The 26,877-nt window shown below is 48.3% G+C and carries 14 protein-coding genes and 1 tRNA gene; 5 read left to right on the top strand and 10 right to left on the bottom strand.

Annotated elements, in window-relative coordinates; all coding sequences use genetic code 11:
- Nucleotides 1-5,929 (bottom strand): kelch repeat-containing protein (locus PHW04_08060; GenBank protein ID MDD2715829.1); only part of this gene is annotated, 5,929 nt, incomplete at its 3' end.
- Nucleotides 5,930-6,017: 88 nt separating this feature from the next.
- On the opposite strand from PHW04_08060, the gene PHW04_08055 reads away from it, so the two are divergent.
- Nucleotides 6,018-6,311: a transposase gene (locus tag PHW04_08055; GenBank protein MDD2715828.1), complete on the top strand. Its 294-nt coding sequence runs from the start codon at nucleotides 6,018-6,020 to the stop codon at nucleotides 6,309-6,311.
- The gene (locus PHW04_08050; protein ID MDD2715827.1) at nucleotides 6,308-7,189 is read left to right on the top strand and encodes an IS3 family transposase; all 882 of its coding nucleotides are present in this window, start codon (nucleotides 6,308-6,310) and stop codon (nucleotides 7,187-7,189) included. Before PHW04_08055 ends, PHW04_08050 begins: the two co-directional genes overlap by 4 nt.
- Here PHW04_08050 and PHW04_08045 read toward each other — a convergent pair.
- From PHW04_08045 to PHW04_08010, 8 genes are all read right to left on the bottom strand, one after another.
- Nucleotides 7,171-16,458: a hypothetical protein gene (locus PHW04_08045; GenBank protein ID MDD2715826.1), complete on the bottom strand. Its 9,288-nt coding sequence runs from the start codon at nucleotides 16,456-16,458 to the stop codon at nucleotides 7,171-7,173. The genes PHW04_08050 and PHW04_08045 overlap by 19 nt on opposite strands.
- A gap of 39 nt (nucleotides 16,459-16,497) precedes the next feature.
- Nucleotides 16,498-17,880, bottom strand: a complete 1,383-nt coding sequence (locus PHW04_08040) for a hypothetical protein (protein MDD2715825.1) — start codon at nucleotides 17,878-17,880, stop codon at nucleotides 16,498-16,500.
- A 331-nt stretch (nucleotides 17,881-18,211) separates the two neighbouring features.
- Entirely contained in the window at nucleotides 18,212-18,925 is a 714-nt protein-coding gene (locus PHW04_08035; GenBank protein ID MDD2715824.1) for a response regulator transcription factor, read from the bottom strand.
- An 88-nt stretch (nucleotides 18,926-19,013) separates the two neighbouring features.
- Nucleotides 19,014-19,865 carry a polysaccharide deacetylase family protein gene (locus tag PHW04_08030; protein ID MDD2715823.1) on the bottom strand — a complete coding sequence of 284 codons (852 nt, stop codon included), beginning with the start codon at nucleotides 19,863-19,865 and terminating at the stop codon, nucleotides 19,014-19,016.
- A gap of 9 nt (nucleotides 19,866-19,874) precedes the next feature.
- Nucleotides 19,875-20,477 (bottom strand): tRNA (guanosine(46)-N7)-methyltransferase TrmB, encoded by a 603-nt coding sequence (trmB, locus tag PHW04_08025; GenBank protein MDD2715822.1) that lies wholly within the window; start codon nucleotides 20,475-20,477, stop codon nucleotides 19,875-19,877.
- Entirely contained in the window at nucleotides 20,470-21,573 is a 1,104-nt protein-coding gene (locus PHW04_08020) for an HD domain-containing protein (GenBank protein ID MDD2715821.1), read from the bottom strand. Before PHW04_08020 ends, trmB begins: the two co-directional genes overlap by 8 nt.
- Before the next feature lie 119 nt (nucleotides 21,574-21,692).
- The gene (locus PHW04_08015) at nucleotides 21,693-22,910 is read right to left on the bottom strand and encodes an HD domain-containing protein (GenBank protein ID MDD2715820.1); all 1,218 of its coding nucleotides are present in this window, start codon (nucleotides 22,908-22,910) and stop codon (nucleotides 21,693-21,695) included.
- A complete protein-coding gene (locus PHW04_08010; protein MDD2715819.1) occupies nucleotides 22,910-23,506 on the bottom strand; it encodes a hypothetical protein in 597 nt (198 codons plus the stop codon). Before PHW04_08010 ends, PHW04_08015 begins: the two co-directional genes overlap by 1 nt.
- A gap of 57 nt (nucleotides 23,507-23,563) precedes the next feature.
- Here PHW04_08010 and PHW04_08005 point away from each other — a divergent pair.
- From PHW04_08005 to PHW04_07995, 3 genes are all read left to right on the top strand, one after another.
- Nucleotides 23,564-23,650, top strand: a tRNA-Leu gene (locus tag PHW04_08005).
- A gap of 366 nt (nucleotides 23,651-24,016) precedes the next feature.
- On the top strand, nucleotides 24,017-24,901 hold the full coding sequence (locus PHW04_08000) for a prepilin-type N-terminal cleavage/methylation domain-containing protein (protein MDD2715818.1): 885 nt from the start codon (nucleotides 24,017-24,019) through the stop codon (nucleotides 24,899-24,901).
- A 472-nt stretch (nucleotides 24,902-25,373) separates the two neighbouring features.
- Nucleotides 25,374-25,628: a PspC domain-containing protein gene (locus PHW04_07995; GenBank protein ID MDD2715817.1), complete on the top strand. Its 255-nt coding sequence runs from the start codon at nucleotides 25,374-25,376 to the stop codon at nucleotides 25,626-25,628.
- 28 nt (nucleotides 25,629-25,656) lie between these two features.
- Here PHW04_07995 and PHW04_07990 read toward each other — a convergent pair whose 3' ends face one another.
- Nucleotides 25,657-26,808 carry a metallophosphoesterase family protein gene (locus PHW04_07990; GenBank protein ID MDD2715816.1) on the bottom strand — a complete coding sequence of 384 codons (1,152 nt, stop codon included), beginning with the start codon at nucleotides 26,806-26,808 and terminating at the stop codon, nucleotides 25,657-25,659.
- Between the last annotated feature and the right edge of the window lie 69 nt (nucleotides 26,809-26,877).

The raw sequence follows: 26,877 nt of genomic DNA, 5'->3' as shown, positions 1-26,877 counted from the left end.
GCCAGACGTCCGAGTAATAAGCTGTGCCGTTGAATCCTCCTGTGACCCAGAGTTCATTTGTGAAGGCAGTTGCACCTGCTCCGTATCTTGGCGGGAATTCCGCATTGCCGTTGGTCTGATGCCATAAAGCTCCATAAACAGGCAGGTAGTTCCCAGCCACCTGAATATCAGCATTTTCCATAGTACCTGCACTGTTGGCAGGAGTGACGTAGTTTGTCACATCTTTGTAGCTGACCTCAAAAGTAGTTGCTGTCGCAATTTGCAGCGATTCCCCACTGTAGTTCCAGGTGTTCCCTCCGTCAATGCTCCATTGGGCGCCTGCAGTGATTGCAGCGCTCGGTGTGATAGTCACTGACAGCAGATATTTTTCAGGATCGTCATAATAGCACCAGGTGTCGTTCAGATATGGGGTAGATCCGGTCGAGCCTCCTATGATCCACAAAGACCCGTTGAATTCTGTCATGGAGTGACAATATCTTGGAGAAAGCCCTGTAGCAGGAGCTTGAATCCAGTTCACTCCGTCTTTTGTGTACCAGACATCTGCTACTGTTGTTCCGCCTGTGGTCTTCCCGCAGGAGAGCCACAACCTGCCGTCATAAGCTGCGCAGGTCCCGAATCTTGCGCCGAATGGTCCCTGACTGCATACCTGGGTCCAGTTGGCTCCGTCTGCGCTGTTCCAGACATCCCGTAAATAGGTATTGTTTGTAGTCGTGTATCCGCCTACCGCCCAGATTTTATTGTCATACACTGCAGTGCCCAGGCAATAACGGCTCGCGAATGGAGCGTCGCACTCCTTGGTCCAGGTAATTCCATTGACACTGCTCCAGACATCATTCTTGCTCACACTGCCTGTTATGCATCCGCCGATCAGCCAGAGTTTACCGCCAAACGATTCCAGTCCAGTTGCATTCCTTGCTCCGAATCCTCCGTCAGCAGTTACCTGGGTCCAGTTCTTGCCATCAGCGCTCTGCCAGACATCGGCCTTGAGCCCAGTGCTTACTCCTCCGCCTGCAATCCAGATCTTGCCGTCATGCACTGTGCAGCCGAAAGAATAACGGGCTGTGAAAGGTGCGTCGCATTCCTTGGTCCATGTAATGCCGTCACCAGTGCTCCAGACATCATGTCTGTAAGTTCCGTCATAGCCGCCTATTACGAACAGCTTCCCATTCAGTACCGCGCTTCCATGTCCATAGCGTCCGCCGAATCCTGCAGTCTGCCCCTGGGTCCAGGCTACAGCCTGATAAGTGCAGGTTATATTAACATCTCCAGCCTCCATAGTTCCATACACAGACTCCGGCTGGCTGTATCCGACAGCGTCCCTGTATTCCACAACATAGTTGCTGCCTTCAATCAGGCTGACGCTTACTCCACTGTTTCTCCACTGAATTTCTCCGGATAATCTCCATCCTGCTCCTGAAGAAACTGCACCAACAGGATTGAGTATAACAGTCAGGTTATGGCTAAGATTCTGATTGTAAGGAACATATGTCACATTTTCGGTAGTGCCGATGAGCGGCATCACACCTTTCAGAACATCTGGAGTGCAATATCCTCCGGTCTGCCTGAATTCCAGCATGTAGCCATCGCTTTCCTGCACTGATGCGCTTGTGCCTGAATTACGCCAAACGCTTTCTCCTGTCATTCTCCATCCTGCGCCTGAAGCCACTGCATCAGCAGGATTCAATTGCACTGTCAATTGTCCGAGCACAGGGGCTTCGTAATAACTCCAGGTGTCGTTCAAGTATGGCGTGGTTCCGGTAGATCCGGCAATGATCCAGAGAGATCCGTTGAATGCTGTCATGGAATGGCAGTATCTTGGAGAAAGGCCTGTTGAATAAGCCTGGGTCCAGTTCACTCCATCCTTAGTGTACCAGATGTCTGCAACTGTCGTGTCCCCATAGGTCTTCCCGCAGGAAAGCCAGAGCCTTCCATTGTATGAAGTACAAGTCCCATACCTTGCACTGAATGGATTTTGGCTGCTCACCTGGGTCCAGTTCTTCCCGTCTGTGCTGTTCCAGACGTCTTTCAAATAAGTGTTATTGGTTGTAGTGTAGCCGCCGACAACCCAGATTTTATTGGCATACACTTCTGTGCCATGGCAGAAACGGCTTGTGAAAGGAGCGTCACATTCTTTGGTCCAGGTAATTCCATCAACACTGCTCCAGACATCATTTCTGCTAGCACCTCCGGTTATGCATCCGCCGATCAGCCAGAGTTTGCCTTCAAACGACAACAGACTTGCTGCGCTTCTTGCAGTAAATCCACCGTCAGCAGACACTTGTGTCCAGTTCTTTCCGTCAGAGCTCTGCCAGACATCTGACTTGAGAACAGTGCTTGCATTCCCGCCTGCAATCCAGATCTTACCTTCATGAACTGTGCAGCCGAATAGGTATCTGGAACTAAAAGGAGCATCGCATTCCTTGGTCCAGGTCAAACCATCAATTGTGCTCCAGACATCATGTCTGTATGTTCCGTCGTATCCGCCAATCACGAACATTTTCCCGTTCAGGACCACGTTCCCATGCCCATAGCGTCCGCCGAATCCTGCTGTCAGGCCCTGGGTCCAAGGGACAGCCTGGTATACGCAGGTTACAGTGATATCTCCTGCTTCCATAGTCCCATGCACGGATTCAGGCTGGCTATAGCCGATCACATCACGATATTCCACAGTACAGGCACTGCCTTCAATCAAGCTGACGCTTGAGCCGCTACCTCTCCACAGGTTTTCTCCTGATAATCTCCACCCTGCTCCTGAAAAAACCGCACCTGGAGGTGAAATTGTTACTGTCAGGTTATGGCTCAGGTTCTGATTGTATTCAGCATACGTCACATTTTCGGTAGTGCCGTCAATCGGCATCACGCCTTTCAGAACATTTGGTGTGCAGTACCCTCCGGTCTGCCTGAATTCCAGCTTGTAGCCATCGCCTTCCTGCACTAATGCGCACGATCCTGATCCGCGCCAACTGCTTTCTCCAATCAATCTCCATTCTGCACCGGAAGTCACGGCATCAGCAGGATTCAATTGCACTGTCAATTGTCCGTAAACAGGCTCTTCATAATAATTCCAGGTGTCGTTTAGGTAAGGAGCAGATCCGGTTGATCCGGCAATGATCCACAATGAGCCATTGAAAGCAGTCATAGAATGGCAATATCGCGAGGTGAGTCCAGTGGACACAGCCTGGGTCCAGCTGACCCCATCCTTTGTATACCATACATCGGCAACTGTTCCTCCACCTGTCGTTTTCCCGCAGGAGAGCCACAGCCTGCCGTCGTATGCTGCGCAGGTCCCAAATCTTGCGCTGAACGGGCCCTGACTGCAGACCTGAGTCCAGTTTTTCCCGTCTGCGCTGTTCCAGACATCCCTCAAATAGGTATTGTTGGTAGTAGTGTATCCACCTACCACCCAGATTTTATTAGCATACACTGAAGTCCCATGACAATATCGACTTGTGAACAGAGCGTCACATTCTTTGGTCCAGGTAACTCCATTGTAACTGCTCCAGACATCGTTTTTGCTGCAGCCGGCAATGTTCCCGCCGATCAGCCATAGTTTACCCTCAAACGACTCCAGCACTGCTGCGTTTCTTGCTCCGTACCCTCCGTCAGCAGTCACTTGAATCCAGTTCTTGCCGTCCGGACTCTGCCAGACATCAGATTTGGTTCCAGTGCTTACACCTCCGCCTGCAATCCAGATCTTGCCGTCATGCACTGTGCAGCCGAAAGAATAGCGAGCTGCAAAAGGTACGTCGCATTCCTTGGTCCAGGCAATGCCGTCAACGGTACTCCAGATATCGCGCCTGTATGTTCCGTCATAGCCGCCGATCACGAACAATTTCCCGTTCAAGACAGCGCTTCCATGCCCATAGCGTCCGCCAAAGGCAGCACTTGCAGTTTGCCTGCTCCAGGCAGGTGCTGAATAAGTTCCTGTTTCAGACTTGTCGGTTGTGCTCACTGTGCCGGTAATATTTGCAGGCGGTTCGTATCCTATAATGTCCCTGAAAGTGATCTCGTAAGTGGCTCCTTCCAGCAGGTCCACATAGCTGCCGCTGCTTCTCCAGTTGCTCTCGCCCAACAATTTCCATTTGCCGCCTGCGTTGTATGCAACTGAAGGACTGATATTGACTGTCAACTTATGAGAAGGTATGACTGAATAGGCAGCAAATTCAGTGGTATCTGAAGTACCCATGGTCCCACTGATACTGGCAGGTGCAACCCATCCGGCAAGATCGTTTCTGAAAAGAACTTCATAAGTCCCGCCTTCGCGCACTGAAACTGCGTCTCCGCTTGATCTCCAGCCGGATTCACCCAGGAACTTCCAGGAAGCGCCTGCATTCACAGCTCCCTGCGGCGTCAGATTCACAGTGAAAGTATGCGTGATGGGCATGTAATCCTGGACAATTACAGTTTCCTGGGAACCAACCGTGCCAGAGATATTGGCAGGAGTCTGCCAGCCCTGTATAGGTTTGAATTCGATCTCATAGGCAGTGCCCTGTGCCATAAACAATACTGTGCCTGAATCGCACCAATCCTGGGTACCTGTATAGCGCCATTTCGCACCTTCTGCAACCGCAGCTTCAGGTTGCAGTGTTACTGAAAGGCTCTGGGAACTTCTTCTGGCCGCTTCCACCCAGAGATCCCCAAGAACACCTTGCTGGCATAAGCCACAGGCTATCAGCATGGAACCGTTGAATGTCACAGAACCAGCCATAGCTCTTGCGCAGCAGCCGGAATAATCTGTTATCTGCTGCCAGATGAAGCCGTCTGAGCTTTTATAATAACTAGGATCGTACATTGTAAAATCAGGATCCAGTGTCCCACCGACAATAATCAGTGTATCTCCTATAACACCACCTGAATGGAAGAATCTTCCCCCAATTCCCGCAGTTTGAGTCAGAAGTGTCCAATTAATTCCATCGTCAGTGCTCCACACATCATCAAGCAAATTTGTTCCGTCGCAGCCACCGATTAGGTAAGCTTTATTCCCATCTGAAACCACGCATTGCCCGTATCGTGCTCCAAACAGGGAAGACTGCACTTCCAGAGTCCAATCACTACCATTGCTCGTGCTCCAGATGTCGCTGTGGAGTGATGTTCCGTCACTGCCGCAAACGACCCAAAGTTTCCCGTTCAATGCGTAGCTGGAGTGGCCGAAACGGGGACCGAAGGGAGCGGCTTCTGTCTCTGTTATCCAGGTATTGCCGTCCGATGATCTCAAGACATCGGTCAGATAATTTTGCCCGGATATGCCGCAGATCAGCCAGAGGCTATTATTCCAGCTTGTAAGAGTGTGTCCGAATCTACCGTTGCCTGGAATGCATTCCTCAGATACATTCCAGGTTAACCCATTGTCTGAACACCAGACGTCATTTAATTCCGAAGTATTGTCAGAACCTCCGATCAACCAGCATTTCCCGTTGAATACTGTCATTGCAGCACCAAATCTGGGTGGTATGAACGCCTCCTCGTTCAGGTTGGTCCAGTTTTTCCAGGTATAGATTACTTCTACAGTCAGATCATCCTGAGGCATGACTCCAGAGATGGCTGCAGGCTGGTAGTAATCGTCCACTGGTTTGAGTTCAATAGAATAATTATCACCTTCATAGATGTAAGCAGAGTTCCCTGTGTAATTCCAGGGATTGTCGCCTGCCACTTTCCATTGCGCTCCTTTATAGACAGCATCCTCCGGAGAAATTACAACATCAATCCTATGCGCCTGTCTGTAATCAGCGTTTATCACAGTATCACTGTTCAGTGTACCGCTGACAGCCATCGGAGTATGATATCCCTGCACATCGGAAAACAGCAGTTTGTATGACTGATGTTCAGGCAATTCTATGGTGCTCAGAGAATCCCTCCAGTAATCTTCACCTGATAATCGCCACTTCGCACCTGAATCCACTGCAGAACTTGGAAATAGATTTACTGCCATTGAATATCGCGTTTCAGAAGATGATCTTGCCTGAAAAATTTGGAGACTCCGTTAGCGTAGGGTACATGTAAAAGACGGAGGAAAATTTATGGCTAAGAAACCCCGAAAGATTTATGACAAGGAATTCAAATTGCAGGCACTCAAGCTGAGTGTTGAAAGAGGCAATCAGGCGGAAGTTGCAAGAGATCTTGGAATTCATCAGACCACGCTGTCCGGCTGGAAGCACGAGTTCATGGACAAAGCAGAAAAGCTCTACCTGGCTGGTGGAAAAACACCGGAAGAAATCAAGATCAAAGAGCTTGAAAAAGAGCTGACCCTAGTGAAAATGGAGCGAGACGTGTTAAAAAAAGTTGTGGCCATCTTCTCAAAACCGCAGAAATGAAATGCATGATAATCGATGAAAACCGCGGTGAATACGCAATTGAGAAGGTGGCCGAAATACTCGGCATATCGGCCAGCGCTTATTATTACCGGAAAAAGCACCCACTGGGTAAACGTGAAATAGAAACCATCAAGTTGACAGCAGCGATCAAGGATATTTTCTTTGAAAGCTGGGAAACCTATGGCAGCCCAAGAGTCACTGAGGAATTAAAGAAAAATGGCTGGCGCGTCAGCAGAGGTAGAGTGTCGAGGATCATGCAGGAAAACAATTGGGTTGCAAAGGCGGCAGCCAAATACGTGATCACAACCGACTCTTCTCACAAATTTCCGGCTTCACCGAATCGGCTGAAGCAGAATTTTGTGGTAAAAAGGCCAGGAATGGCTTGGGTTTCTGACGTGACTTACCTGAAAACGGAAGAAGGCTGGATGTATCTATGCACAGTAATCGATTTGTACAACCGGGGCATTGTTGGATGGTCGCTGGAGGACAATCTGACAGCAGAGATTGCGATCAAGGCCATGAAAGTGGCCTGGGCTAACCACAGGCCCAGCGACAGACTGATCTTCCATTCAGATCGAGGTATTCAATATGCCTGTCATGAATTCAGAAAAGTTCTGAAAGGCTATGGTTTCAAGCAGAGCATGAGTCGGAAGGGCAACTGCTGGGATAATGCGCCAGCCGAATCATTCTTCCACACATTGAAAACAGAGGAGGTGCGAGGACAAAGTTACAGGTCGAAAGCGGAATGCAGACTGAAGATATTCGAATACATCGAAATCTTCTATAATAGGAGGAGAATGCATTCGAGTCTGGGCTACAAAACGCCCTTTGAGTTTGAACAGGAATATTTACGAGGTTGCTATTGGAATGCTGCGTAAAAAGAGTCTCCAAAAAATCGAGGCAAGATCACAACGCTGCAGGTGTGCATTATCGGAGTATATGAAGCAGTCAAAGTACAATCGTCTTCACCTATCTCACCAGTGACAGATGCAGGAGTAGAAAATCCAATAATGTCACTCAGGAAAATCTCGAAGGACGTTCCTCGTCTGAGGTCAACGCCGATGCCGCTATAGTGCAGTTCAGTGCTGTCACCAAGCCGCCACATCGCTCCCTGATCAATTGCGGATTGTGGTTCTATCTGCAGGCACAGTCTCTGGTTTTGCGGCATATACTCGCCTGTTATGGTCAGATCCTCTGCACCCACTTTACCTGTAACTGCATCTGGTTTGATCCAGCCATATCGTTCTCCGAATATCACCTGGAAATCGTCACCCTGCTGAACTTGCGCAGCATCTCCGCTATTTCTCGGGATCATGTCAGATGCCAGTGACCAGGTAGCTCCTCTTGACTCATCAGGTTGAATAACTGCGGAAATAGCATGCATGATCGGAGCATAGTCTCCGTCCAACACCGTGCTTTCCGCAGGCATTATCCCATCGATGATCTGCGGTGTGACCCAGCCGTTCAGGTCGGAAAACTCGAGCGAGAATCGAGTGCCGTGTGTCAAAGTTAGGCTGTCTTGACAAGTCTTCCATTCCCCGTCAGGCAGAATTCTCCATCTGGCACCAGCGTTCCTGGCCTTTTCCGGATTCAGATTCATGGATAATTCATACTCTGAAGGAATGCATTCTTCTGTGAGAGTCACATCTGAATTCACAATGTCCCCCACCTGCCAGCCATGATTGGACCAACCCTGCACGTCCCTGAATTCCACCTGATAATGAGTATGATTTTCTATTTCCAGCAAATCTCCGGCTGTCCTCCATCTTTCTTCTCCGACTATTCTCCAGCCCACGTATTCGGATACTGCCAGATCCGGACCTATCAAGACAGACAGCACGTATTTATTCGGTTTGTATTGCATTGCCAGATTTATCTCTGCCGTGCCGACAGTGCCGCTGACAGTTTCAGGTTTTATCCAGCCCTCGGTTGTGGAAAACTCGACCGCATATTCTGAATCGTGCGGTAAATTCACAGTATCTTCGCTGGGGTGCCAGACTGAATCACCGACCAATCTCCACATCGCTCCCGCATCTTTTGCCCAGGATGGATCTATTGTCACGAAAACAGAGTAATTTTTTGCCGCATATTCAGAAACTATCTGTATATTTTCATATCCTACAGATCCTGATGAGATATCCGGTGCAGACCAGCCTGATACATCGCGATATTCAATGGCATAGTCGGTTCCGCGAGCAAGTTTTACATTACCGGCCTGTCTCCATGCCTCTTCTCCAGAAAATCTCCAGGCAGCGCCTTCATTGACTGCAAGTGAGGGAGAAAGAGACACTGACAGCTGATATTTCTGCAACTGATAGATGAACGTTTCTGAGGAATCCTGCTCAAGATCAATTGTTGCGGCTTGCGGAGTCACCCAGCCATTCACATCCATGGCTTCGATCGTGTATATCCCTTCTTGCAAAGTCACTGCCGACGTTGATCTCCATTCACTTTCTCCGGAAAGTTTCCAGGCAGCACCGTCGTTAACAGCAGCAACAGGTTCGAACATGACTGTCAGGCTCTTCATGATCGGAATGTAATCCCTGGATATGCTCAATTCGGCAGTGCCGATATTTCCGGATACCGATTCAGGAGCAATCCAATGCGGAATGTTTTTGGACATGATTTCATAGGAAGAGTATTCCGCGATCAAGGCAGATGCACCGGACTGACGCCAGGCCGAATCAGAAGCTAGTTTCCAGCAAGCCCCGGCAGCAACTGCCGCCTGAGGCGTGATCTCCACGGTCAGGCATTGATAACCGACCGTATCAGCGGAATACAATACGTCGGACATCGGCCCTGAAGGCCTGATACCTGTGAAAAGCCAAAGTCTGGCTGATTTTTCGAGCAGACAGGGCAGCGCTCTGGCTGAAAAACCTTCGATGTCGTGATGAACAGTCCAATCCACTCCGTCCGTGGAGAAATAGAAGTCTGACTCCAGCCCGCTATTGCCATTGGAGAGAAATCCGCCTATCACCCACAGGCTGCCGCCATATCCTATGGCTTTGTGATAATATCTGGCAGGGATTGCGGATTGGGAAACCACTGTCCAACTGCTGCCGTCCTCTGATGACCAGACATCGGATAAAGGACTGCCATCGTTTCCACCAATCAGCCAGAGTTTGCCGTTATAGGCAGCCAGAGCCGCGCCGTATCTCGCTGAAAAGCCGGGTGTTGCATTTGTAAGATTCCAGTCGACACCGTTTTCGGAATACCAGACGTCAGCTTTCAAACCTGTGGGACTATTACCACCGATAACCCAGAGCTTGCCCTCGAACGATGCCGCAGCCTGGCCGTATCTGGGGCCAAAGGCCGCCTCTTCGGTGGCGCACTGCCAATCACTGCCATTTCCTGAATGCCAGACATCACCGTAAATATTTGAGCCGTTGGTTCCGCAGAGCAGCCAGGCTTCTCCGTTCAGCACAAGCAGGGAATGCAGAAAACGATTGCCGAAACCTGCTTCTGCAGTAATGACTTCCCAGGTAAAGCCGGTTTGAGTATGCCAGACATCGCTGAGAGCAGACATACCGTTGCTGCCGCCTGTCAGAAGGATTTCAGACGATAAGGCAATTGCCGCTGCACCGTAGCGTGGCTGAAATCCGGCATTGGCTGACGCCACATCCCAGAAATTATCTGTGTACAACGGTTCAATTGTAAGAGAATAATTGATTGTTCCGGAAATCGACGCAGGTCTGTTCAAATCCGATAATGGACTGAATTCTACGGAATAAGTGTCTCCTATTTGTATTGCAGCCGAAGTCCCGGAATTTCTCCATTCGCTTTCGCCGGAAAGTTTCCAGCCGGCTCCAAGCTGTATCGCTTTCTCAGGTGCCAGATTCACGGTGAGACTGCAGGTCTGCTCTGAGTAAATCACAGTGATTGAAGCGTCATGGTCAAGCATTATTCCTGATAATCCGGCTGGAGTCAGATGTCTTGGGGTTGCTTTGAATTCCAGGATATAAGCTTTGCCTGCCTGGACTACGACACTGCAATTTGAAAACCTCCATTCCTCTGCTCCCACGCTCCGCCAGGCTGCTCCGCTCTGCACCGCTTCGTCAGGTCCGAGGTTCACGGTGAGGGTATGATGAACAGGAGTGCAGGTCACACTGACCGTAGAACCTGATTCATCAACAGTCAGGGAAACCGGGTCAGGTTTGTTCCACCCTAAAACCGATCCAATACATTCTACTGTACATGGGCTTCCGCTATCCAATAACTCAAAACTACCGCTATCATGCCAGGCAGTCTCGCCGGAAAGTCGCCATTTCATACCATCTGTAGCAGCTTGATCCGGTGAGATCAATACTACCACCGGACGCAGTGAAGTTTCATAGGTGACGTCAACTCTCATATTGCAGGAAGGCATGACCAGAGATTGCTGTGCAGGAGCAATCCAGGAATAAATATCTTTACATTCGAGTGTGAATAGCCGACTGGCCGGAACCTCAAGTGTTCCGCAGTTAGAGATCCATTCTCCTCCGTCAACACGCCAAAATGCTCCTGCATTTACTACATATACAGGATGAAACCGCACAGAAAGCACTTCTTTTGTTGCTTCAAAACACCAGACATCATTTTGTGTGCCCGAATAATCGCTGCCGCCCAACAGCCAGATTTTATCCTGGAAAGAAACAAGAACATGACCATAGCGCAGGCCGAATCCAGCCTTACCGGTATCCTCCTCCCAGACCGAGCAATCCGTTGAATGCCAAGCATCGTCTGAAGCAGAAATTCCGTTTTCTATAAATTCAAGACCTCCAGCCGACCAGATCAAGTTATTGTAGATTGTTACTGCAGCGCCATACCTGTTTCCGAATCCAGCCGAAACAACTATACTTGTCCAGTGCTCGCCATCTGGACTGCTCCAACAGCCGTTCTGTTCGCTGCCTCCGATAAGATAAAAGGAACCGTGATAAGAAATGATTGTGGTGGCGGAAGCAAAGGATACTCCTGTTTCAGCAGTTACAAGCGTCCAATCGCTTCCGTTTATCGATTTCCAGACATCAGTCAGCTCAAGGGAATCCCGCCTGCCGCCAAAACACCATAAGACCCCGTCATGTTCTACAAGATGTGTATTTCTTCTTGTACCAAAGGCTGTCTGGTAGGTTACAAGCGTCCAATCAGCTCCATCTGAGCTTGCCCAGACGTCTCCCAATTCCACGCTGCCGTCCCAGCCTCCGACCAGCCAGATCTTTCCATCATATACTGCGCAGGAGTGCAGGGAACGGGCTCCAAAGGCTGCAGAACTAGTTTCGCAAGTCCAGTTAACGCCATTAGAAGATTTCCAGACATCTGCCAGCTCCTGCGTGTCATGCCTGCCTGCGATCACATAAATTTCCGAGGAAAATGTTAATGCGGCGAAATCGAATCTTTGGGGAAATTCCACTGTATCAGTTACAAGCTTCCATGACCCTGCTTCAGGTTCATACACAGCATTCACAGTTTCTGACCATGAACTTTTCCTGCCCTTTATATGCGCAGGAGTATCAAATCCCTGATAATCTGCGAATTCCAGTTCAAAAGTCGCCCCAACTGGTATGATTACTGATGCCCCGCTACTTTGCCAGTCTTCGCCTGTCAATCGCCAGGAGGCATATGACTTCAGCCGCTCAGGCATGATCTGCACGCAGAGAGTCGAGCCGATCAGGCAGTAATTACCGGTTTGTTCAGTATTCTCAGACCAGACTGTGCCTGTAAGCTGCTTCGGCGGAGTCCAGCCCTGAATAGGTTTGAAATCAATGGCATATCCGCTTCCGATCCTCATTTCCACCGTAGTGCCCGATTGCCTCCACTCGACTTCTCCGCTCAGTTTCCAGGCAGCGCCTGCCTGGTTTGCCTTGCCTGGCGTAGTTGTGACCGACATCAATCCATAAGCAGGAGTGTATTCCGGCCTGATCGTCAGGTCTGATGATTCTATCGTGCCAGAGGCAGAATCCGGTGTCTGATAGCCGAAAACAGGCTTGAATTCGATTTCATAGCTCGATCCTACAGACAGCCTAATACCTGTGCCGCTGAAATGCCAGTCTTCCTCACCTGTCAGCCGCCAGCCTGCACCGCAGGCGACTGCCGCTTCGGGTGTGGCCATGACTGTCAGCTGATAACAATATGATCCGGAATGTGAATATTCGGCTGTAACAATCTGAACCTGGGCTTCCATTGTTCCTTTTACAGGATCTGGTGCGGCAAAATCTCCCGAAGCAGCGGCAAACTCTATCTCATAGGTATCGCCTTCAGCCAGGTCATAGGCATCGCTGCTGCTATGCCATTCGCCACCGGCAAAGCGCCATCTAGCGCCTGCTGCTATTGCTTCCTGAGGGATAATGTACACCTGGAGTTTATGATATCCGGTGTAATAACCCCAAACTGTTTGATTCTGGCTCATGGTGCAGGTGACTGTTCCAGGAGTGGTTCTGCGCTGGATGTCCATGAATTCCACAAAGACTTGCGAATAGGATCTGACTTCCATTGTTTCTCCGCTCTGGTGCCAGACCTCGCTGCCTTTCAATCTCCAGCGCCCCTGGTAGACGGCATACTCATCAGGCCCGAGAAGAACTTTCAATGTTTTCGCGTTCATCCCATAGGTTCGCTCAAGCACTTTGCTTTCATTCATCACCACTTCTTCCACTTGCGGCATGGGATTGATCCAGCCGCTACTGCTGGATAATCCATAATATTCAATGGCTGCGGAAAATCCGTCAGATAATTCCACAGTATCGCCGCTTGCCTTCCAGTCTGTGTAACCGCTCACTCTCCACTTTGCACCGCACAAGGTCGCTCCCGCAGGCTGAAGCCTGACCGTCAGATACCGCTTAGGCTTGTAACTTATATTCAGGCTGATTTCACTGGTGCCATAGGGAATAAAGGAATATGGACCTGGATTTTCCCAGTCTGGCATGTCCTTGAAATAAATCGTGACATATTGAGTCGCAGGGTTTCCATCACTGGGAAACGGATAGCAGCCAGACGATCGCCAGCGCCATTTGGGGTCTGTGCTGAAGCGGAACTGGGCATCAGATGGGTTCAGATAAAGGCAGATATTTCTCTTTGGAATAGCTTTTACTATAACTGAATCGTTTCTGTCGTTCGTAATGAAAGAAGACTGACCTTCTATGTCATAGCCTTCATCGACTTTGTATTCCAGTTCCAGCTTACATCCATCAGAAATTTTATAGATACCAGGATCGCGCCAGCAGCCTTCGTGAAATAGTCTCCATTTCCCATTTGCCGCAACGAAATTCTCGCCTGCAAGTATGGCAAAGTCGCCTCCGCCGCTTCCAAGCTTATACAAATCGGTTATATTAGTGCCCCGAGGGATCAAAGCAAAGAGTGAACCACCGATTTCAAAAAAGTATTGATCATACGGAAATGAAGAATGAATCAATTCTATAATTCCTGATGCTTCACTCGATTTATGAAGATTTGGAAATTCAACAATTCCCGGGGTCCCGTGATAATGAAATCTACTCCCTACCAGATGATATTCATTGTTGCAGATCAATGAGGTATTAAGTCCTGATGTGCCTACTAGGGCATTTTGATCTACCAGATGATCGTTGAGGACAGGGCCCCAGGGAGGTTCGAGGAACCAGAATAGCTCAGCCATATTAAAATAGCTGTAATGTTCTCCTATGGAAAACCAGTCGATTGAAGAATGCCATGGTAAATTGAACGATTGGATCTGCTGGGACACGCAATCTGTCGTATAATAAAATCCATACAACCAACCGGAACCAGTATCACTGTGACTATACCAAGGCCACTTGTATGCCTTATCACCTCTGCGTCCGCATTCACATTCATGATTCAACCAGTTCAATGTCTGATTGGTTCTCGTGTAAATCAATGGCAGAGGATCTGAGGTTGGTTGCAGCGATCCGTTCTCAACTTTGTAAGTGCAATTATCAGAAACTATGTGCTCACCTACTATACGGGGACGCTTTGGAAAAGACTGCACAAACTGCCAGTGACGCTCAGGCATGTATGAAGCATAGGCATATGTTGGATAATTCTGCATCACTCCGTTTACCGGTTCGGGTGTGCCGACGAATTTGTCTGCAGCGGCAAAAGAGACTGTATATGCAACTCCCGCATTCAAAGGTACGGCCTGATCAAAAGCCAGCCAGCCAGTGTCTCCGCCCTCGTAACTTACTTTCCATCTCCCTCCGCCTTTGACCACCCATTGGTATAAGTATCCAGGACTGACGACCGGACTCAGCGTATCCCGGTTGTTTATGTAAGTCGCAGTGATTTCACGGGATATTCTCATATCCACGTCTTTTTGATCCTGCGGTGCAATCCAATATTCCACAGGCTTGAAATAGACATCCACGTATCCTGGAGGCGAGATTTTCACTATGTCGCCGCTCTTGTGCCAGGTTTCAGCAGTATCCACCGATGTCTTCCAGCCGGTCATCTGATTGATCTCCTCAGGCAGCAGCGTCACTTTCAGGGTTGTACTCTGTATTTTGGATGTATCAGGTACATAAGTGCCCGTCACGGTCTGATTTTGTGCCATTGTGACTTCAATGTCTTCCGGCGTTTTATAGCCTGCCACTTCAGTAAAGCAGACAGTAGTTTGATCATTATCCTGTAATGGCAATTGATCGCAGTGTTTGAACAATCCTTCATGGTTTGCCAGGAACCAGCGGGCAGTTTTCTGTACCTCAGGTGGCTCGATGTAGACAGTGAGGTCCTTGTATATCTGCTTGTAGATGAAAGTAACTTCCTTACCAACTGAGCCATCTGAACCAATACTCTTTTGGCATATGCTTCCTGGTCTGGCAATTGCAGCTAACGGTGGGCTTCCACCATCAGGTGGGTTTCTATCTTCATCACTCGCTGTGAGATCCACTACCATATTCCCATTGGATGGATTATCAAATTCCCAGCCATCGGCAGTAAGGTCCTTTGCTTGAAGTTCATAAATGCCTGGAATAAGTTCAAAAATTCCAGAGGCAGCCGGGTCGCTCCACGGGCCATAAAACATTGTTATCTCGTCATATTTCCGATACTGCCATTTTCCGTCTGGGATTTTCCCGTCCTGGAGTTCATCCGGTTGGATGTCGACTTTCAGTTTTGTCCCACCAACAATCAGATTTACAAGATATTTATCGCTTTCATTTCCAGCCATGTCAATGGCAGTCGCTTGAATCAAGAAAAATTCCCCAATTTTTTTCCCTTTGATATCAACAAAGTATGATGCTGTGACTTCAGTCAAGCCTCTGTCGAGTAATATGGGTTTCTCTAAACCATCAACGAGCAACTTGATCTTATAGATACCACCTGCGTCAGTTGCTTTTAACTTCAGCTCACAATTCTGTATGACAGTTTTGGTCACATCTTTTTTATCTGGATACTGAATATTGTCAATGCCAATCTGTAGCGTGGGTTTGATAGCTTCTGACGAACGCAGCATACCGGAATCATACACTTGCTTTGGATGTAACATAGTGGGTTTGTTAGATATGAGTAAATCCTGCCAATGAGATAATGGTGTGGGTTTGCAGTAAATTGCATAATTCGGATCACTGACAACAAATGAATTTAATGGTTTTCTATAGGAATATTCGCACAACCAGGCACAATTCATCAAGTTCAGATCGCCATCTCCGGTATTGTCTGAATATGGTTGAAAAGGATGGGCCGGATTGTAATAGTGTTCAGGTTCTTCCATGAAATGCCTAAAACTTGTATGAAGCCAATTTTCAATTTCAATAGTAAGCCCATCAAATGATGCTCCTTTAGATAAGGCCATCACCCACTCAGGTAGAACTCCAATATCCATATAATATGTCGGTGCATTTTTAGCCTTTTCTTCCACATACTTACAGATCGCGTCTCTATTTTTATACGACAGATCGTTCCACCAGGTTTTGGCTCCACGGTAAGTTCCAGTGTATAGCGGCGGTTGCCCGGAAGTCTCAAAATTTGAGTAAAGCGCCATCTGAATTTTATGATATTCCGGGAAGTCGTCGTTTGATTCAACTATTCTCGGAATCACAGTGGCTGGAGCATGATATCCGATGAATATGCCGCAATGCCCGATTTCCGGATCAACAAACCACCATGGGGCAAACATTCCGTCTCTAAAGATCAGGTCTCCGATTTCACCAGGGCCTGGTGATTGAAGCGAAAAAGAAGGTTGCATCAACGTAAAAATGAGAAATAACCAGTAAAAAAACCTTTTTCATTCACCCACCTCAATGGCTTCTAAAAATTCTTTTAAATCACCCTTATCTTCATTATCATTTCTGTTAATTCGCTCTTTTATCAAAGCACAGGCATCTTTGTCCTTGTATGCGGCAAATACCCGTGCAGCACAGTCTGCCCCAGTATCATCCAATGATGAAAACTTATCCCTTAAAACCGCATCCACCCTCTCATGCTTTAATAAAGCAGAGCCTTTTCCTCTTCTGATTTTATATTCTCCGAAATTTGACCTTAATTCATAAGGAGCAGAGGTATTTACTACTGTCAAGGCAATTGACGCATCTGTCCTTATGCTTCTATATATATGTGGGTCAAGGACGATTGCCAGTAATCTGTTGATCAGGCTGTCGCTGACTGTTCTCATCACCAAGATGGCTGTAAATGCATTACCGCTGATTACACTACTTGGATCATCGATTCTTTTTTCCACAATGCTCATGGCAGCATCTGAATCCATCCGAGCAATAGCCTTGATCGCGCAGCCTATGGTCATTTCCGAATTTTTATCATCATTGATGACATTGCTCAGAGCGTCAGTGGATCTTTTTGAAGGCGGAAATACACTCAGAGAATATGCAGCCATAGCTTTATCGTCTTGCAAAGAATTCGGATTTTCCAATACTTCCTGCAGCATTTTCTCGGTTTTCTGATCTTTGCATTTCCAGGCAAAAGAAAGCGCTAGAGTATGGGTTTCATCATTTTTATCCGCTGCGACCTCGTAGATAGTATCCTTTGTTTTCTGATCGTAATAATTCCCTAATCCCAGCATCTTCACTGAATTAGATCTGACCTTTTTAGGAAACAATTTCTTAGTCATTGAAATCAGCGTATCAACCGAGTTCTTGTTCGATTCACCATTCAAACCTAACAATTCAATAGCCACGCCACGTAAATATTCGTCAGCAGTGTTGTCTTTAGCAATCTCAGATAATGGCTCTGCCAGTAAACTGAAGTTAACAGTCAGTTCATCCAAAAGCTCGCGGAATCTTTTCCCGTCTTTACTGTCAGCAGCTTTCAACAGATCATTCAATTTATTAAGCAGAATGTCTGGTACTTTCCCTATGTATTTTTTCAAGTAATCCCGCGCCCAGACCACCTTATCAATATCAACCTCTTCGGTGGAAGCGACATCAGCAGTCGGTGAAATGGCAGCAGGAGTTGCTGTAGGGGACCCCTGTGTCTGCCCGGAAGATTTCGGCAGAATCGGAGGCTGATTACCAGTCTGCACCGGGACTTGTGCGACCTTTTGGGTGAGGTCGTCCCGACCTCCCGTTTTATACGTCAATGTGTGCCTGATCAGAAAATACAGGCCAAGAGACACAAGAATTGCCATTACGATGATTTTCAGGCGATTTTTCATTTATCCTCCAGGGATTTGTTTTCAGTGAAACAGTCTATTTGGAATCGATAGTACAGGTGATTTGTGCCTGATCAGTAATAATATAACAAGTTGATATTTGATTGTAATTCAGAAAATCATATGGTTTTCTGTGACCAACAGTCACAACGCCCTCCTCAATAAACCTATGCCGTTATTACTGGCATTTCTGCATACATACGGGCTGAATTGATCAACCTCTTTTAGTTTTTATGCGAATATTTAGTTAAAAACCAAGCGAATTTTCTAGTGTATTTATCTAATGGTACCCGGACTAGATGCCTTGTCAATATGGCAATTCTCGTACACGATATTATATGTGAATTAAGCTTGTAACTAACAATGTCTGAAAACAGGCCAATAAGCTTAGTATCATCACTTTATTAACCAATTCTGCTAAATTCTTGGATTTTGTTTTTGAAAGCATCCTGTATTTATATGTCAATACTGTCTTTTCTCTGATGCACAAAGAGTCTGCTATTTCTCTTGTCCCTTTTCCCTGGATATACAGATCAAGAACCTTACGCTCCTGCGGGGAAAGAGCATCAGTAACTACTGCACCTGATTCATCGGTAGACACTTTATTTGACTCGACAATCTGCTGACAGTTACTATGCCCGACCACTGTCCTGATTGCTGCTTCCAGTTCAAATGGTTCTTTACCCTTGGAAATGAATCCATTGGTCAGGTCCCTCAAAGAGTTTATGGCTTCGTCTCCAAGATTGTATCCGCTCATCACTAATACTGGGGTGCTGTTTGTTTTGCGGAACTCCATGAGATGCAAGTCGGCATTTCCATCCGGTAAGCCATAATCAAGCAAGACCAGGTCATAGTCAGAGCATTGAGCCAGTTGCAGGAAGTCCTGTCCGGTTTCTGCTTCCATACAAACCTTTATTCCTTCCATTTGATCGATCAGCATTTTCATGCTTTTCAGCACCAACTTATGATCTTCTACGAGAAAAATCCTGATCAGAGGTCTGTCAGCGTGCGGAATTGAATTTTTATCAGGAAAGTTTTTGACATTCATTGCATCTTCCATGCAAAAATTATCATCAAATTTCTTGAATCATGCAACTTTATTCATCTTCAATACCCAGGATTTCTTTCAAAGAGCCTTAGACCGTAAAACTATGATCAACTGGAATTACTGAGTGAATCTGCACGAACTGATACATACTCAGCAGTTTTTTCAGTCTGACTCCGGTTTTGGCGAGATTGTGGTAATGGATGAATGAATCCATGATGTTCAGATTCAAGCGGGGCTGATCTTGGTCGAATTCCCAGGGATGAAAATAAGTGACCACTCTTTTGCCGTCTTTCTCAGCCTGCCTGAAGCCCATTTTGATCAGAGAAAACGGCAAAGTGCGGAAATAAATACCTCCGCTGAATGGAATCCTTTTGAATATAAGGTTCAGGCAGGAGGGCGGGAATTCCAGGAGCCCGTTTTCAAGCTGCCTGATCTCCCTGGAAAAGCTGAAATCTCCGTAAAGCCAGGTCCTGGCCGGAAAAAGGCTTGAATCATAGGTAAATCCCATTGTTTTAAGTTCATCCAGCAGCCGGATGTTTCCAGGCAGGATCGACCAGCTTGGCGCGCGGAATCCATGCACTGGTTTGCCTGTAAGGTCTTCCAGCATTTTTTTTGAGCGTTCGATCTGGGAAACGGCTTCCGGGAGCGGCAGCTGATACAAAAGCTCATGCTGATAGCCGTGACTGGCAATCTCGTGACCTTCCGCTGAAATCCTCCTGATCAACCCTGGCTCCAGTTCCGCGATTTCTCCAAGCACGAAAAAAGTGGCTCTGGCTTTATACTGATCCAGAATAGCTAACACAGTTTCTGTGGACTGCACAATCCTAGGGAGATAAGGGGACGCCACACTTAATTCGGTAGAATTAAGTGATGGCGTCCCCTTATCTCCCATCAAATTGGGATGATAGTAGTCTTCAAGGTCGACAGTCAGGATGTGCATGATATGAACTCACTTCTGATAATTCTTCTCCACAGCCACAAAATAAATCGGCTGACCGAGATTAAGAAACCGCCTCATGAAGCGGGTTCTGGGATAATCCGGGAAATCAGTGGAATAAAGCCTGCCTGGAAACAGCGAGGTCGTTAAACCTGTGCTGTGGAGCTTCCCTGCAACCTGCAAGGCATAATCCTCGAAATCCGAAGAATAAAACAGTTTCCCTCCAGGGACAAGCTTGCTGATCAGCATCTCAAGAAACTCGTCCTTGACCAGCCTGCGCCTGCGATGCCGCGTCTTAGGCCAGGGGTCAGGATGATTGATGTAAAATTCGTGCACTGATTCATAAGCTACTTTTTCAAAGATTGCGGTCCTGGCATCCGAACGGAGAAGCTTCAGATTGGGCAGGGCCACTTTGCGGGCCTTTTTGAGCAGCTTGCCGAGCACCCAGTTCTCCAGTTCGATCCCGATGAAGTTCCACTCCGGATGCCTGACTGCCATTTTGAGCAGAAAGGGATCCTGTCCACATCCGATCTCCAGGCAGAACGGATTCTGATTACCGAAAAGGGAGGAATCAAGTGATTCCACCTGGAGGTAATCGATTCCGATTTCAGACATTACATTGGAGGACTTCGACAATTTTCAACTCCTTGGCATCGGACAGATCCACCCATTCCCGTTTCCTGTGTCCGTCAGTATCAGGAAGTATTTCCACCATCGGCCTGTCGGCCCGCTCCGGATTCGTGTCGATCACTCTCGCTACCCTGCCATTTGAGAGGCGGATATAACTGCCTGGGGGGAAGAGCGAAAGTTCAGTCACCAGTGCGCGTACTGCCTCACGGTCGAACTGTGTGCCTGCCAGATTGATCAGTTCACTGATGCTGTAAAACTTGTGTCTGGTGTCTTTATGGCGGCGCTCTGAGGAACTGGCTTCATAAGCATCCGCAACCATGAAAATCCTGGAGAGCTTGTGAATCCTGGCTCTGCCGAGACCCCGCGGATAACCGCTGCCGTCCAGCCGCTCGTGATGCTGATAACTGATGACTCCGACCTGTCCCGGCACTCCATGAAGTCTCCCGATAATGTCAGCGCTGTAAATGGGATGTCTCATCACCTGGAAAAATTCCGCCTGTGTGATTTTCTCTTCCTTATCCCAGACTTGTTTGACTTTGACCATGCCCAGGTCGTGCAGTATGCCGGCCAGGCCGAGGGAGGTGACCTCCAGATCCGCCACTCCCTGCCGCCTGCCCAGGAGCATGGCCAGGATGCTGACGTTGAGCGAGTGAGACAGCAGATAATTATAAGGTGTCTTACGTGACAGAAGTTCCAGCAGATGGCTCCGCTTTGAGCCCAGCTTGCGGCTGAAATATTCCACCAGCCGCTGGCAGGATCCGATTTCGATCTTGTCGTCATTTTTCACAGAGTCCTGGATTGCCAGCACCAGATCCAGCGTTTCCTGATAGCTGCTGACTAATTCCAGAGCCTCTGCTTCCAGCGGACCGGGATGGCCTTCCAGAACAACTTCCATGCCTGAATCAGATTCCAGAAAGAGTTCCCTGATCCCGGTTTTTTCCAGAGATTCAAGCTGAGCTGGCTCAAGCCTGGTGCCTTCTTCGAGCAGCACCTGATCATGCCCGATCACCGGCTTTGCCAGTATCCGGCCTGCCAGGTCTTTCCCAAGAGGCAGTTTGACCATGTATTTCAGTTGTTCCATTTTCCCCCTGTAATAGTCCCGTAAAACATCCCATCTTCCCAACATACCAACCTACTAACATACCAACTTACTAACATACCAACCTACTAACATACCAACTTCAAGCATAGAACCAGCGATTAAACTGAATCACTCTTTAAAACTTCCAGAGCCGCCTCTCTGACCTCTTTGCGTTTTTCCGGAACGCAGTAAACTCCGAGTATGACATTGGTGCCCTCCTTTTCGAGCAGAGAGCGGATCAGAGTAGAGACTTCCTGGAGCGGCTTTTCCTGCATTTCCTTGGTCAGAACAGTGATGTTGATCTTTTTCAGGCGGGGTTCCCCAAGCTTGAGCGCTTCCACAGGCATGTCCACAATCACCTGGTCCGCAGAAATTCCGGCACGCTCTGCGATGATCTTTTCCAGATCGCTCTCGCTGTATTTCTGCGAAACAGCCTGCAGCCGGCTGCGCAGATCAGGTTGATTGTAAAGGGCGTACGCCATTTTGAAAAGTCTTCTGGTTAAAAGCCTGGAGACTGTATCCCGACCCAGAGGGGTCGCATTTTCCAGCGCTGAGAAAAGCTGCGCATCCACCATGGAATCGAAAGCACCGAGCCTGGCGCCGGCTTTCCGGACTGCACTAAGCAGCATCAGCTCGGCGCTGCGGGATGTCTTGTGGGTATAGACGCTCGAATACATATGCTCTCTGGCTACCAGCATCTCTTCGATCGCTTCGATCCCCTTTTCCCTGAGAAAGAGCCTGGAGCCGTCATCAGATAATGCCATGGTATAAATGATCCGGTAAATGTCGATCCTGCCGTGGGCGATCCCGCAGAAATAAGAGTCGCGCACCAGGTAGTCCAGCTGGTCTGCATCAAAATCACCGAAAATGATCTGCTGCAGCGGTTCGCTTCCGCGATAGCGGTTGGTAATCAGTTCCCCAATCCTGACCGGGTCCAGTTGATGCTTTTCCAGTATTTCCGGGATTTTCCCCGCCCCTTCCATAGGTATGACCCTGGCTCCTGTCACCATTTCCCTGGAAATTTCCATATGCCCTTTTTCCAGCATCGATTCAAGGGTGTGGGAAAACGGGGTGTGTCCAATATCGTGCAGAAGCCCTGCTGCTTCAACCAGTTCAATGTCTTTCTGCGGCAGGTCCAGGTGACGGGCGATCCTGCCGGCGAGATAGGAAACCCCGAGCGAATGGGAGATCCTGGTATGCACGGCTCCAGGGTAGCAGAGGAAGGAGAGCCCCAGCTGCCTGATCCATTGCAGCCGCTGCACTTCAGGCAGCACCAGAAGGTCCTTCTGAAGCTCCGAGAGCTTCATCAGGCCATGGATCGAATCATTGATGAACATTATTGGTTGTTTTCGACCTCTGTGGTGTTGACCGGGTGGAACTGCTGCATGAATTTGTCCACATCCTGCATGTCCTGCACCACTTTCTTCACATCCGGGTTTTCGCTGATATTAGTGTAGTATTTCATCACGTCGTCCATTTCGCTCTTCCATTCCGGGCTGTTCTTCTTGTGATAGAGATCCGACAGATAGAAGGAGCAGTGCATGACCAGGAAAGGGTTGTACTTCTCAGGATCGTCCCTGTAGGCGGATTTCATTGCTTTCAATTTGCTGATAGCCTGGTCCATGTTACCGCTTCCGACCAGGTTGTTGATTTCGCTGAAATCCCCCTGATTAACCATTTTACGGATTTTTTCCTTATCCGCTGAAAACATCGGGAGAGTCTTTCCTGACACTTCACCGCTCCCTTTGGTCACTGCTGTATCCGGTTTGCCGTTCTGCTTCCAGACTTCCTCGAACATGGCAAGCGGATCAGGATAAAAATCCGGATAGACTGCTCTGACTTTCTGCTTCCCGCAGCCTGTCAGTAAAAGGCCTGCCAGAAAAGGCAACAGCATCAATATTTTTTTTCCGCTGACAGACAGAACTTCCGACATTCCTACCTCATTCCCGGTATTGACATGTTCCACTAATTTCCATAGTATTTAAGCAGTGCCGAAGTGGTGGAATTGGCATACGCGCCGGACTCAAAATCCGGTGGGCTTAGGCCCATGAGGGTTCAAGTCCCTCCTTCGGCACCATCTCTCTAATTGCCTTCCCCTATTGTATCAAATATTTACAGCCGGTAAAAGTATTTGGGAAGTAACTCAGATCATAAAATCAGCTCTTGCCTATCAAAAGTCAGCAGGAGATGATTCTTGATAGTGTGCCAGACTTGGGTAAAGTTTACACTTTTCTGAACAAAAACCGCTAAAATAACCCTGAACTCAATGCCTGTTCCAGCAGGGACCAGTCCTGAATTCATGAACCGCCGGCTTTAAATGCCTGTCCTGCAATGATTCCACCTCATCTTCGTCTGCACAGTGTTTGGTTGTTAACCAGCCTTAAAATGGCATTCAATCTGCTTGATCAGTTTACAAATACTAAGTTTATCAGGGGGTAGAATCATGTCTCACAAAATTAGAGGCTTCTCACTGGTCGAGCTGATGATCGTCGTTGCGATCATCGGAATCTTGATCGCTGTGCTGCTCCCTGAACTGGGGGACATGGCCACAAGGGCCAGAATCTCCACAGCCCAGAGCTCCATGAACGGGGTCCGCGACGCTATCGTCCGCTTCCAGGCCCAGGAATCCAGGAAATGCGAGACCCTGGACTGGCTGGTGCCAAGATATCTGACGGAAAACAAAAGAGACCCATGGGGCAACCAGTATTCCATCTTACCCACCGACGGAATCATCATGTCCAACGGACCTGACGGCAAGGTGTCCATGGACATCATGGATCCTGCCAACAGAGACAATCTGATCGTTTCCTACCTGCCGCCCCTGGCTATATACGATGCTGCCCAGAGCGGTGATGTGAACGGCAACGGCCAGCTCGACAACGGGGACGTGATCACCATCTATTTCAGCAAAACTCCGAAATATCCGATGAAAGCCGCTGTAAATGGAGCTGATTTCCAGTTCAAAGGTTCCTATGATAATACAAGTGCAGCGACAGTCACTTTTACGACAGGCGACAGTTCGACAAATGATACTGGCAAGGATCCGACCGGGCAGCCGATGGCAGGATGCATCGGATCGCTGACGCTGCAGGAACCGGCAACCGGCATTGATGCCGGCACTCTGGACGGCCACTACAACTTCGTCAGCCTGCTGGTGGGCAGGAACAACGGCGCAGGCTGCAGATCATTTGAAGCCGATATTTATGTCCGGATGAACGATGCCTCGATCAACCCGCCCTGGACCTGCTGCAGCTATTCCGACTCCCGCCACAACCTGGCAGTGCAGTCTAAAAGCAACACAAGAATGAGGCGGCCGGGGGAATATTAAGCTGAACGGTTCCAGCCATGACCTGGACTTTTCAATGCGGTAAATTCCGAATGCCTGGGAGATGGTGAAGTGCGTATTGTGACTTTGTCCGCAATACTGTTGACATTGAACATAACATGGGTACAATAGCGATATGCAGTGAAGCCATGGTCGGGAGAATCTCTAATTGGGGGAGAAAGGAGAGACCATGGGCAAAAGATGCATTTATGCCATTAATGTTCGATCATTAATCGACATGCGGATTGATACCGTTTGTTCCAAAACTAATGACCGTTCCAGAAAAGAAATCACCAGATGCAACCATTGTAAAGATAAGAAGATAAATTAATTTACAGTCAGGCAGTTCTTGATTTCACCCTCTATTCCCGCGGTTTCTGATCTATCCGATTGTTGCGGATTGTTGCAAGGTAAATATTCCGCAGATCCAGGATTTGAGCTAAACTGTAATTAGAAACCAGCTAAAGGAGGCAACATGGCTGCAAAACGTTATTACCGTTCGCGCGAGGACCGGGTCATCAGCGGAGTCTGCGGAGGGCTCGGTGAATACTTCGAAATCGACCCTGTGATTGTGCGCATCATGTTCGTGGCACTGGGTTTCATCAGCGGCATCGGGGTAGGCCTGTACCTGCTTTTCGTAGTGACTACGATCTACCGGCCGATCCGCCGCCGGGATTCGGAGGATGCAAGTACCGTGACGCCGGAACCTGAAAACAAGCCCCAGCAGTAATCTGAAGAGCGCTTGACAAAGCCCGGGATTATTCCGGGCTTGTTTCCTCGTTCTTCTTCACTTCCTCGGTCTCGGCACTCTGAGCAGCTTCGCTTTTGAAAACAAGCGTGAAACTGTCGATTTTCTCCCAGCCTGCCGTGTATTTTCCATAGGCTTTGAATTCAAGCTTTTCCTCGTCGATGTTGATCTCCGCATAATTTGGACCTTCGTAAAGATAATAGTCTTTTTTATTACCGAATTTTGGATTGAAGTCGTATCTGTCAGGTTCTTTGCAGCAGAAATTACCCACTGTCACGAATTTGGCGGTCGGTGCATCAATCTCAGTGTACATGTTGCGCAGCGATTCGTCGGCATAGCGCAGATAATAATGTTCATGCCCGCTTAAATACAGAACACAGTTGTGAGTATTCAGAAACGGCAGCAGAGCCTGTGCTATCTTGCCTGAGACGGCATTGTTTTTCTTCCTGCCGGGATAGATCGGATAATGGCAGAGTATGATCAGAGGTTTCTGATCGCCTGCCGGCATCTGCGAGGCAAAAAATTCCAATACAGAGTTACTCTTCTGGATCTCATCTCCATCCAGCGACAACAGATTAAACTCAGAAAAATAGGCCAGGTAGCTGGATGGAGACAGGACCAGCCGCAGCTTGCCTTTAAGATTGGGAAATCTCAGCTCCTGCAGATCTTTCCGCTCTTCAAAACTGAGATAAGACGGCGGTCGGTTAAGCCCATCCACCACGAATTTAGATTTTCCCGGATCAGTATAGTGCGCTTTGAACAGTGTTTCCTTCAGAGTGTCATGATTGCCTGGAGTAGTGTATATGTCTGTCCCTCCCGGGAAAAACTGCAGTGTATCTCTCCACTCCTGCACAGGATAAGGAATGATCTCCAGCGTCCCGGCTTCGCCGGTGCAGGCGATTTTCAAAGATTCATTGAATTCCACGAAATCCCCGGTCTGCAAAATCATGTCCGGCATGGAAGCTGTGATCAATGTTTTGAGCGATTTACCGAATTCTTCAGAGGCCAGTTTCTGCCCTTTCCAGTCGGTCACCGCTGTTTCACGGTTCAATTCCAGGGGAACAGTCCCCTGAATCTGCAAATCTCCCAGCACTAGAATCCTGGTTGCTGCCTGGCAATTCAGGCAGCACAGCCAGAACCAGAAAATCAAAACATTCAGCATCCTTGAGTTCCCCGTTCCATCCTCCCCTGAATCACATTATTTAATATTTACAATCATTTTACCTGATCG

The sequence above is a fragment of the Candidatus Wallbacteria bacterium genome (assembly GCA_028687545.1).
Lineage (GTDB): Bacteria > Muiribacteriota > JAQTZZ01 > JAQTZZ01 > JAQTZZ01 > JAQTZZ01.
The sequence above is the reverse complement of the archived record's forward strand: the minus strand, read 5'-3'. Positions and strand labels throughout refer to the sequence as shown.

Excerpts from the sequence above, each read along its gene's own strand:
- PHW04_08055 (MDD2715828.1), top strand. The coding sequence starts at position 6,018 with ATGGCTAAGAAACCCCGAAAGATTTATGACAAGGAATTCAAATTGCAG.
- PHW04_08050 (MDD2715827.1), top strand. The coding sequence starts at position 6,308 with ATGAAATGCATGATAATCGATGAAAACCGCGGTGAATACGCAATTGAG.
- PHW04_08045 (MDD2715826.1), bottom strand. The coding sequence starts at position 16,458 with ATGCAACCTTCTTTTTCGCTTCAATCACCAGGCCCTGGTGAAATCGGA.
- PHW04_08040 (MDD2715825.1), bottom strand. The coding sequence starts at position 17,880 with ATGAAAAATCGCCTGAAAATCATCGTAATGGCAATTCTTGTGTCTCTT.
- PHW04_08035 (MDD2715824.1), bottom strand. The coding sequence starts at position 18,925 with ATGAATGTCAAAAACTTTCCTGATAAAAATTCAATTCCGCACGCTGAC.
- PHW04_08030 (MDD2715823.1), bottom strand. The coding sequence starts at position 19,865 with ATGCACATCCTGACTGTCGACCTTGAAGACTACTATCATCCCAATTTG.
- trmB (MDD2715822.1), bottom strand. The coding sequence starts at position 20,477 with ATGTCTGAAATCGGAATCGATTACCTCCAGGTGGAATCACTTGATTCC.
- PHW04_08020 (MDD2715821.1), bottom strand. The coding sequence starts at position 21,573 with ATGGAACAACTGAAATACATGGTCAAACTGCCTCTTGGGAAAGACCTG.
- PHW04_08015 (MDD2715820.1), bottom strand. The coding sequence starts at position 22,910 with ATGTTCATCAATGATTCGATCCATGGCCTGATGAAGCTCTCGGAGCTT.
- PHW04_08010 (MDD2715819.1), bottom strand. The coding sequence starts at position 23,506 with ATGTCGGAAGTTCTGTCTGTCAGCGGAAAAAAAATATTGATGCTGTTG.
- PHW04_08000 (MDD2715818.1), top strand. The coding sequence starts at position 24,017 with ATGTCTCACAAAATTAGAGGCTTCTCACTGGTCGAGCTGATGATCGTC.
- PHW04_07995 (MDD2715817.1), top strand. The coding sequence starts at position 25,374 with ATGGCTGCAAAACGTTATTACCGTTCGCGCGAGGACCGGGTCATCAGC.
- PHW04_07990 (MDD2715816.1), bottom strand. The coding sequence starts at position 26,808 with ATGCTGAATGTTTTGATTTTCTGGTTCTGGCTGTGCTGCCTGAATTGC.